Here is a 7,093-nt window from a genome sequence, read left to right on the forward strand (position 1 = left end):
TTGCGGCGGTAGCGGTCTATACTTAGACAAACTGCAACGTCCCGCTTTGCGAAAGGTCGCACCCATGCAGACGATCTACCAGAAGATGGAAACCACCGAACTCGATGCCGCCATCGAGGCGCTCAAAGCCGAGGTTGCCGAGGTCAAGGCCAAGGGCCTGGCGCTCGACATGGCGCGCGGCAAGCCGTCGCCCTCCCAGGTGGACATCTCGCGCCCCATGCTCGATATCCTCAATGCCGACGCCGATCTGCACGACGGTAACGTCGACTGCTCCAACTACGGCTGCTTTGAGGGCATCCCCTCGGCACGCAAGCTGGCGGGGGAGTTCCTGGGTTGCCCCGCCGATCAGACGCTCGTACTGGGTTCGTCGAGCCTTTTGATCGAGCACGATATCGCCGGTATGTTCTGGCGCTGCGGCTCGTGCGGCAGCGAGCCTTGGGAGGCTTATGAGGCCGCGCACGACGGTAAGAAGGTCAAGTTCCTGTGCCCGGTTCCTGGCTACGACCGTCATTTTGGCATCACCGCCGACCTGGGTATCGAGAACGTCCCCGTCGCGATGACCGGCAGCGGCCCCGACATGGACGAGGTAGAGCGCCTGGTTGCCGCCGACGACTCCATCAAGGGCATCTGGTGCGTGCCCAAGTATTCCAACCCCACGGGCATCACCTTTAGCGAGGACACCGTGCGCCGCTTGGTCGAGATGCCCACGGCCGCGCCCGATTTTCGCATCTTTTGGGACAACGCCTACTGCGTGCACGACCTGTACGACGAGACCGACGAGCTCGCCAACATCTTCGATCTTGCCCGCGCGGCGGGTACCGAGGACCGCGTGGTGGCATTCGCCTCGACGTCCAAGATCACCTTCCCGGGCGCGGGCATCGGCTTTATCGGTGCGAGTCCCGCGGTCATCGCGGAGTTCTCCAAGCGCCTGAAGGCCGGTCTTATCAGCGCCGACAAGCTCAACCAGCTACGCCACGTGCGCTTCCTTCCCACCATCGAGGCGGTCAAGGAGCACATGAAAAAGCATGCCGAGTTCTTGCGTCCGCGCTTTGAGGCCGTCGAGCGCAAGCTCACTGAGGGCCTGGGCGATACGGGTTGCGCTACTTGGACGCATCCCCGCGGCGGCTACTTTGTGAGCTTTGATGGCCCCGAGGGCTCGGCCCAAAAGGTCGCCGCGCTTTGCGCCGACCTGGGTGTCAAGCTCACGCCGGCAGGTGCCACCTGGCCTTATGGCAAGGATCCACGCGACACTAACATCCGCATCGCGCCGAGTTATCCCACGGTCGAGGACCTGGAGGCCGCACTCGACGTGCTGGTGCTGGCCGTCAAGCTTGTCGCTGCCGAGCTTGCTCGTGCCGAGCGCGCCTAACGCGTAGGGCCCCGCAAATCCGCGTCCAGTACTATCCGCACTCTCGATACGCAAAGGAGCGTATACATGGATTTGGGTATTTCCACCAACCCCACGCCGGAGCTCTACACCATCAGGGTGACCGGTGAGATTGATATCTCTAATGCCGACAGCTTGCGTAACGCCATCGACTTGGCGCTCGAGCAGCCCACCGAGGCCGTTGAGCTCGACTTTGCCCAGGTGAGCTATATCGACTCGACAGGTATTGGCGTACTTGTGGGCGCCGCGCACCACGCAGCCGATCACGACAAGCGGTTTGGCTGCGTCAACGTGCAGCCCCCGGTGATGCGCGTGGTTCAGTTGCTGGGTGTCGACCAGGAGATTTCAATTACGGCGGCATAAGCCCTGCCCCAAAAAGGGCGTGCCGTTTGGTATATGTTTGTGATGCGCTCGGATGTTTTGACGTCCGGGCGCTATACTTGACCGAATGAATAGACGAGTTCCGGCCGAATGGCGCGGTGCGGGCTCGACTCACATCGAGCCTTGGAGGTATGTGTGTTTGGTATTGGAGAGGGTGAGCTCGCGATCATCGTGGTCTTCGGCTTTTTGCTGTTTGGCCCGGATAAGCTCCCGCAGATGGGCCGCACGATCGGCCGTGCCATCCGTCAGTTCCGCGAGACGCAGGAAAAGATGACGGCTGTTGTTCAGTCCGAGATTATCGATCCGGTAAGCGAGGCCGCTTCGGCTCCGGTCAAGCCCAAGAAGGCTGCCGTCGATGACGATTCCGATGCGGACGAGGATGCCGTCGAGACGGCCGCGCCCGCAAAGAAGGAGACCTTTGCCGAGCGCCGTGCCCGCCTTGCCGCCGAGAAGGCCGCGAGTGAGGGTGCTGCCGAGGACGAAGGTGCTGCTGGTGAGGCTGAGGGCGCCGAGTCTGCCGCTGCCGCCGTCGAGCCCGAGCCTGCTGCAGAGCCGGAGCCCGAGCCCGAGCCGGCAGAGCCCACGACGGCTGACCTCTACGCCCGTCGTCCCCGCAAGCGCAAGGCCGTCGTCGACCAGCTCGCTCGCGAGCTCGAGGCCGAGGACGACGCCGCTGCCGCCCATGCCCCGAAGGGAGGCGATGAGTAATGCCTATCGGACCTGCGCGCATGCCGCTCTTCGATCATCTGGGTGAGCTCCGTCGCCGCCTAACCATCGTGGTCGTGTCGGTCTTTGCCGCCGCCATCGTGCTGTATTTCGCCACGCCCGTGGTGCTCGACATCCTGGAAGACCCCATCCGCTCCTTTGTGCCGGACGGTAAGTTCTACATCACCACCACGCTCGGCGGCTTTGGTCTGCGCTTTTCGCTGGCCCTCAAGATGGCCGTTGTCATGTGCACGCCTATGATCATTTGGCAGATTCTGGCGTTTTTCCTGCCGGCGCTTCGCCCCAACGAGCGCAAGTGGGTTGTGCCCACGGTGCTCGCCTCGACGGTGCTGTTCTTCCTGGGCGCAATCTTTTGCTACTTCATCATCATCCCTGCGGGCTTTGAGTGGCTCATCGGCGAAACCTCGGCCGTCGCTACGGCGCTGCCCGATCTGGAGAACTACGTCAACATGGAGCTGCTCTTTATGATCGGCTTTGGTGTGGCGTTTGAGCTGCCGCTCATCATCTTCTACCTGTCTGTCTTCCATATCGTGTCCTATGCGGCCTTCCGCGGTGCCTGGCGTTACGTATACGTTGGCCTGCTTGCGGGCTCGGCTGTGATTACGCCCGACGGCTCGCCCGTTACGCTGGGTCTCATGTATGGCGCCCTGCTCTCGCTCTACGAGATTTCGCTCGCCATCGCCCGCGTGGTCATTACCGCGCGCGATGGCAAGGAGGGCTTGTTTGTGAGCCGTCTGGATCTGTTCTCGAACGACGACGAGGACGACGAGGAGTAAATCCGTATGCACGAGGTTGGCATTGTCAACGGCATACTCGATACAGTGATTCGCGCGGCGCGTGGGGCGGGGGCCTCGCGCGCTGTTTTGGTAACGCTGCGCATTGGGGATATGACCGAAGTTGTGCGTGAGGCGCTCGACTTTGCGTGGGAGACGTTTCGCGACGAGGACATGCTCACGCGCGACTGCGAGCTTGCCGTGGAGGAAGTCCATCCACAAAGCGAGTGCCTGGACTGCCGCGAGGTCTTTGAGCACGACCGCTTCCATTGCCGCTGTCCTCAGTGTGGCGGCACCAACGTGCGCCTGCTGCACGGCCGCGAGCTCGACATCGCCAGCATCGAGATCGAAACCCCCGACAATTAACCAGCCTGCCATTTGGGGACGGGGTATAAATGGTAGAAGTAAGGAGTGCCGAGTATGGCCGAGAAAACTATTGATATCGCATCGCCAATTCTGTCGCGCAATGAGCGCCTGGCAGATCAGCTGCGTCAGCGATTCAAAGAGACAGGCACCTATGTGATCAATGTGCTGTCGAGTCCCGGCTCTGGTAAGACCACCACGATTCTGGGCACCAACGAGCGTCTGCGCGACAAAGCCGGCCTGCGCTGTGCCGTCATCGAGGGCGATATCGCCTCGGATGTCGACGCCATCACCATGAAGGAAGCCGGCATGCCCGCCATTCAGATCAACACGGGCGGTCTGTGCCACCTCGAGGGCAACATGATCATGAAGGCCGTTGACGCGTTCGACCAGGCAGTGGGCCTTCAAAACATCGATGTTATCTTTATCGAAAACGTGGGCAATCTGGTCTGTCCGGTCGACTTTGACCTGGGCGAGAACCTGTCCATCATGATTCTCTCGGTGCCCGAGGGCGACGACAAGCCCATTAAGTACCCGGGCATCTTCCAGCACGCTGGCGCACAGCTGCTCAACAAGGTCGATGTGGCCCCGGCTTTCGATTTTGACATGGATAGGTATACTAAGACACTCGATGACCTCAATCCGCAGGCGCCGCGGTTTGCCGTGAGCGCACGCAAGGGCGAGGGCATGGATGCCTGGTGCGATTGGCTCATCGGGCAGATCGAACAAGCAAGGGCGTAAGTCGGCCGTCGTACGTGCGGGCGCAGCCGCAGACACACGAGATAGGAGCCTCTTTTGAAGCTCATCATCGCCGAGAAAAACGACGCCGCGCGTCAGATTGCCGAGCGTCTTTCCACGGGCAAGCCCAAAAAGGACAAGGTGTACAACACCCCCATCTACCGTTTTGAGTGGAAGGGCGAGGAGTGCGTGACAATCGGCCTTGCCGGTCACATCCTTGCGCCCGATTTTTGCGACAGCGTGCTGTTCGATAAAAAGCTGGGTTGGTATTCGGTCACCGAGGACGGCGAGATGCTGCCGGCCGACATACCCGATGGCCTGGCGCGTCCGCCCTATGACACCAAGCGCAAACCGTTCCTTGCCGACGGTATCTCCATCAAAGGCTGGAAGCTCGAGAGCCTGCCCTACCTTACCTGGGCGCCCGTTATCAAGCTGCCGGCCGAGAAAGAACTCATTCGCTCGCTCAAGAACCTTGCCAAGAAGTCCGACAGCGTCATCATCGCCACGGACTTCGATCGCGAGGGCGAGCTGATTGGTTCGGACGCCCTCAACAAGGTGCGCGAGGTTGCGCCCGACTTGCCGGTTGCCCGCGCCCAGTATTCTTCGTTTACCAAGGCCGAGATCACGCAGGCCTTTGATAACCTCGTCTCGCTCGACCAGAACCTGGCCGATGCCGGCGAGAGCCGTCAGCACATCGACCTCATTTGGGGTGCGGTGCTCACGCGCTACCTGACGCTCGCCAAGTTTGGCGGCTTTGGCAACGTGCGTTCTGCCGGCCGCGTGCAGACTCCGACGCTCGCCTTGGTGGTCGAGCGCGAGCGCGAGCGCATGGCGTTTGTGCCCGAGGACTACTGGCAGATTCGCGGCATGGCTGCCGCGCAGGCTGCTACCGAGGACGATCGCTTTAAGATCGCGCACAAGACGGCGCGCTTTACCGACAAGGATGCTGCTGAGACGGCGTACGGTCACGTTGACGGTGCCAAGACGGCAACCGTTGCCGCGGTGACCAAGCGCTCGCGCAAGCAGCAGCCGCCCACGCCGTTTGCGACCACCTCGCTGCAGGCTGCCGCTGCGGCCGAGGGCATCTCGCCTGCGCGTACGATGCGCATCGCCGAGTCCCTCTACATGGCGGGTCTTATCAGCTACCCGCGTGTCGACAATACCGTGTACCCTGCGACGCTCGATCTGGGCGCCGTGGTGAGCGACCTGGCAAAGATCAACCCGGCGCTGGCGCCCGTGTGCAAAAAGGTGCTTGCCGGTCCTATGAAGCCCACGCGCGGCAAGGTCGAGACCACCGACCACCCGCCTATCTATCCCACGGGCGAGGGCGACCCATCCACGCTCGACGGCGGCCAGCGCAAGCTCTACGACCTCATCGCCCGTCGCTTCCTGGCAACGCTTATGGGTCCCGCGACCATCGAGAACACCAAGCTCGAGCTCGACGTCAACGGCGAGCCGTTCGTGGCCTCGGGCGACGTGCTCGTGACCCCTGGTTTCCGCGAGGCCTATCCGTACGGCCTTAAGCGCGACGAGCAGATGCCGCCGCTGGAGCAGGGCGACACGGTCGACGTATTCGACATTAAGCTCGAGGCCAAGCAGACCGAGCCGCCCGCACGCTACAGCCAGGGCAAGCTCGTGCAGGAGATGGAAAAGCGCGGCCTGGGCACCAAGTCCACGCGCGCGAGCATCATCGAGCGCCTGTACGCCGTGCGCTACCTCAAAAACGATCCCGTTGAGCCGAGTCAGCTGGGTATCGCCATCATCGATGCACTGTCGCAGTTTGCCCCGCGCATCACGAGCCCCGATATGACCAGCGAGCTCGACGGCGACATGACCCGCGTGGAGCGCGGCGAAGATACCGAAGAGCATGTCGTGACGCACTCGCGCGCGCTGCTGGCCGGCGTGCTCGATGAGCTGCTCAAGCATACGCAGGAGCTGGGCGACGCCATCAGCGATGCCGTCACGGCCGATGCGCGCGTGGGCGCCTGCCCCAAGTGCGGCAAGGATCTGGTCATGAAGACGAGCGCCAAGACCCGCGGCAGCTTTATCGGCTGCATGGGCTGGCCCGACTGCGACGTGACCTATCCGGTGCCGAGCGGCGTCAAGGTGAGCCCGCTCGAGGGCGAGGCTGCCGTGTGTCCCGAATGCGGCGCACCGCGCATTAAGTGCCAGCCGTTCCGCCAGAAGGCTTTCGAGATCTGCGTGAACCCCACGTGTCCCACCAATTACGAGCCCGACCTTAAGGTGGGCGAGTGCAAGGTGTGCGCCGAGGCCGGACGCCATGGCGATCTGATTGCGCACAAGAGCGAGAAGAGCGGCAAGCGCTTTATCCGCTGCACCAACTATGACGATTGCGGCGTGAGCTATCCGCTGCCGGCGCGTGGCAAACTCGAGGCGACGGGCGAGACCTGTCCCGAGTGCGGCGCTCCCATCGTGGTGGTCAACACGGCGCGCGGTCCGTGGCGCATCTGCGTCAACATGGACTGCCCGACCAAGGAGAAGAAGCCCGCCCGCGGCCGCAAGACGACGACCAAGGCGAGTACGGCGAAGAAGACCACGGCGAAAAAGACGACTGCCAAGAAGGCTGCCGCGAAAAAGACGACCACAAAGAAGGCGGCCGCCAGCAAGTAGCGGCGCAGCCGAAACATTGCCCAAAACAAAAACGGGCGAGGGTCCCATGATCCTCGCCCGTTTTTTGTTCGGCAGTTCGGCAGTTGGGGGCGTT

General features: G+C 62.3%; 7 protein-coding genes. All 7 read left to right on the forward strand.

The annotated features are described in order from the left end of the window. Positions 1 to 64: 64 nt before the first annotated feature. The 7 genes from ACQRC0_RS05835 (at position 65) to ACQRC0_RS05865 (ending at position 6,999) form a co-directional block, all read left to right on the forward strand. Entirely contained in the window at positions 65 to 1,369 is a 1,305-nt protein-coding gene (locus ACQRC0_RS05835) for an aminotransferase class I/II-fold pyridoxal phosphate-dependent enzyme (RefSeq protein ID WP_427718927.1), read from the forward strand. Positions 1,370 to 1,435: 66 nt separating this feature from the next. Further along, the gene (locus ACQRC0_RS05840; protein ID WP_154515032.1) at positions 1,436 to 1,750 is read left to right on the forward strand and encodes an STAS domain-containing protein; all 315 of its coding nucleotides are present in this window, start codon (positions 1,436 to 1,438) and stop codon (positions 1,748 to 1,750) included. A 153-nt stretch (positions 1,751 to 1,903) separates the two neighbouring features. Then, positions 1,904 to 2,476: a twin-arginine translocase TatA/TatE family subunit gene (locus ACQRC0_RS05845; protein ID WP_193221503.1), complete on the forward strand. Its 573-nt coding sequence runs from the start codon at positions 1,904 to 1,906 to the stop codon at positions 2,474 to 2,476. Then, complete coding sequence (gene tatC / locus ACQRC0_RS05850; protein ID WP_193221504.1) at positions 2,476 to 3,270, forward strand: twin-arginine translocase subunit TatC; 795 nt, start codon at positions 2,476 to 2,478, stop codon at positions 3,268 to 3,270. The genes ACQRC0_RS05845 and tatC overlap by 1 nt, the downstream gene beginning before the upstream one ends. Before the next feature lie 6 nt (positions 3,271 to 3,276). After that, complete coding sequence (hypA, locus tag ACQRC0_RS05855; RefSeq protein ID WP_427728543.1) at positions 3,277 to 3,633, forward strand: hydrogenase maturation nickel metallochaperone HypA; 357 nt, start codon at positions 3,277 to 3,279, stop codon at positions 3,631 to 3,633. Positions 3,634 to 3,687: 54 nt separating this feature from the next. Then, entirely contained in the window at positions 3,688 to 4,371 is a 684-nt protein-coding gene (hypB, locus tag ACQRC0_RS05860) for a hydrogenase nickel incorporation protein HypB (RefSeq protein WP_427728545.1), read from the forward strand. 54 nt (positions 4,372 to 4,425) lie between these two features. Continuing rightward, positions 4,426 to 6,999 carry a DNA topoisomerase I gene (locus ACQRC0_RS05865; RefSeq protein WP_427728548.1) on the forward strand — a complete coding sequence of 858 codons (2,574 nt, stop codon included), beginning with the start codon at positions 4,426 to 4,428 and terminating at the stop codon, positions 6,997 to 6,999. The last annotated feature ends 94 nt before the right edge of the window (positions 7,000 to 7,093 follow it).

This window comes from Collinsella sp. SGI.033 (assembly GCF_050315135.1).
Lineage (GTDB): Bacteria > Actinomycetota > Coriobacteriia > Coriobacteriales > Coriobacteriaceae > Collinsella.

Excerpts from the sequence above, each read along its gene's own strand:
- hypA (WP_427728543.1), top strand. The coding sequence starts at position 3,277 with ATGCACGAGGTTGGCATTGTCAACGGCATACTCGATACAGTGATTCGC.
- tatC (WP_193221504.1), top strand. The coding sequence starts at position 2,476 with ATGCCTATCGGACCTGCGCGCATGCCGCTCTTCGATCATCTGGGTGAG.
- hypB (WP_427728545.1), top strand. The coding sequence starts at position 3,688 with ATGGCCGAGAAAACTATTGATATCGCATCGCCAATTCTGTCGCGCAAT.
- ACQRC0_RS05840 (WP_154515032.1), top strand. The coding sequence starts at position 1,436 with ATGGATTTGGGTATTTCCACCAACCCCACGCCGGAGCTCTACACCATC.
- ACQRC0_RS05835 (WP_427718927.1), top strand. The coding sequence starts at position 65 with ATGCAGACGATCTACCAGAAGATGGAAACCACCGAACTCGATGCCGCC.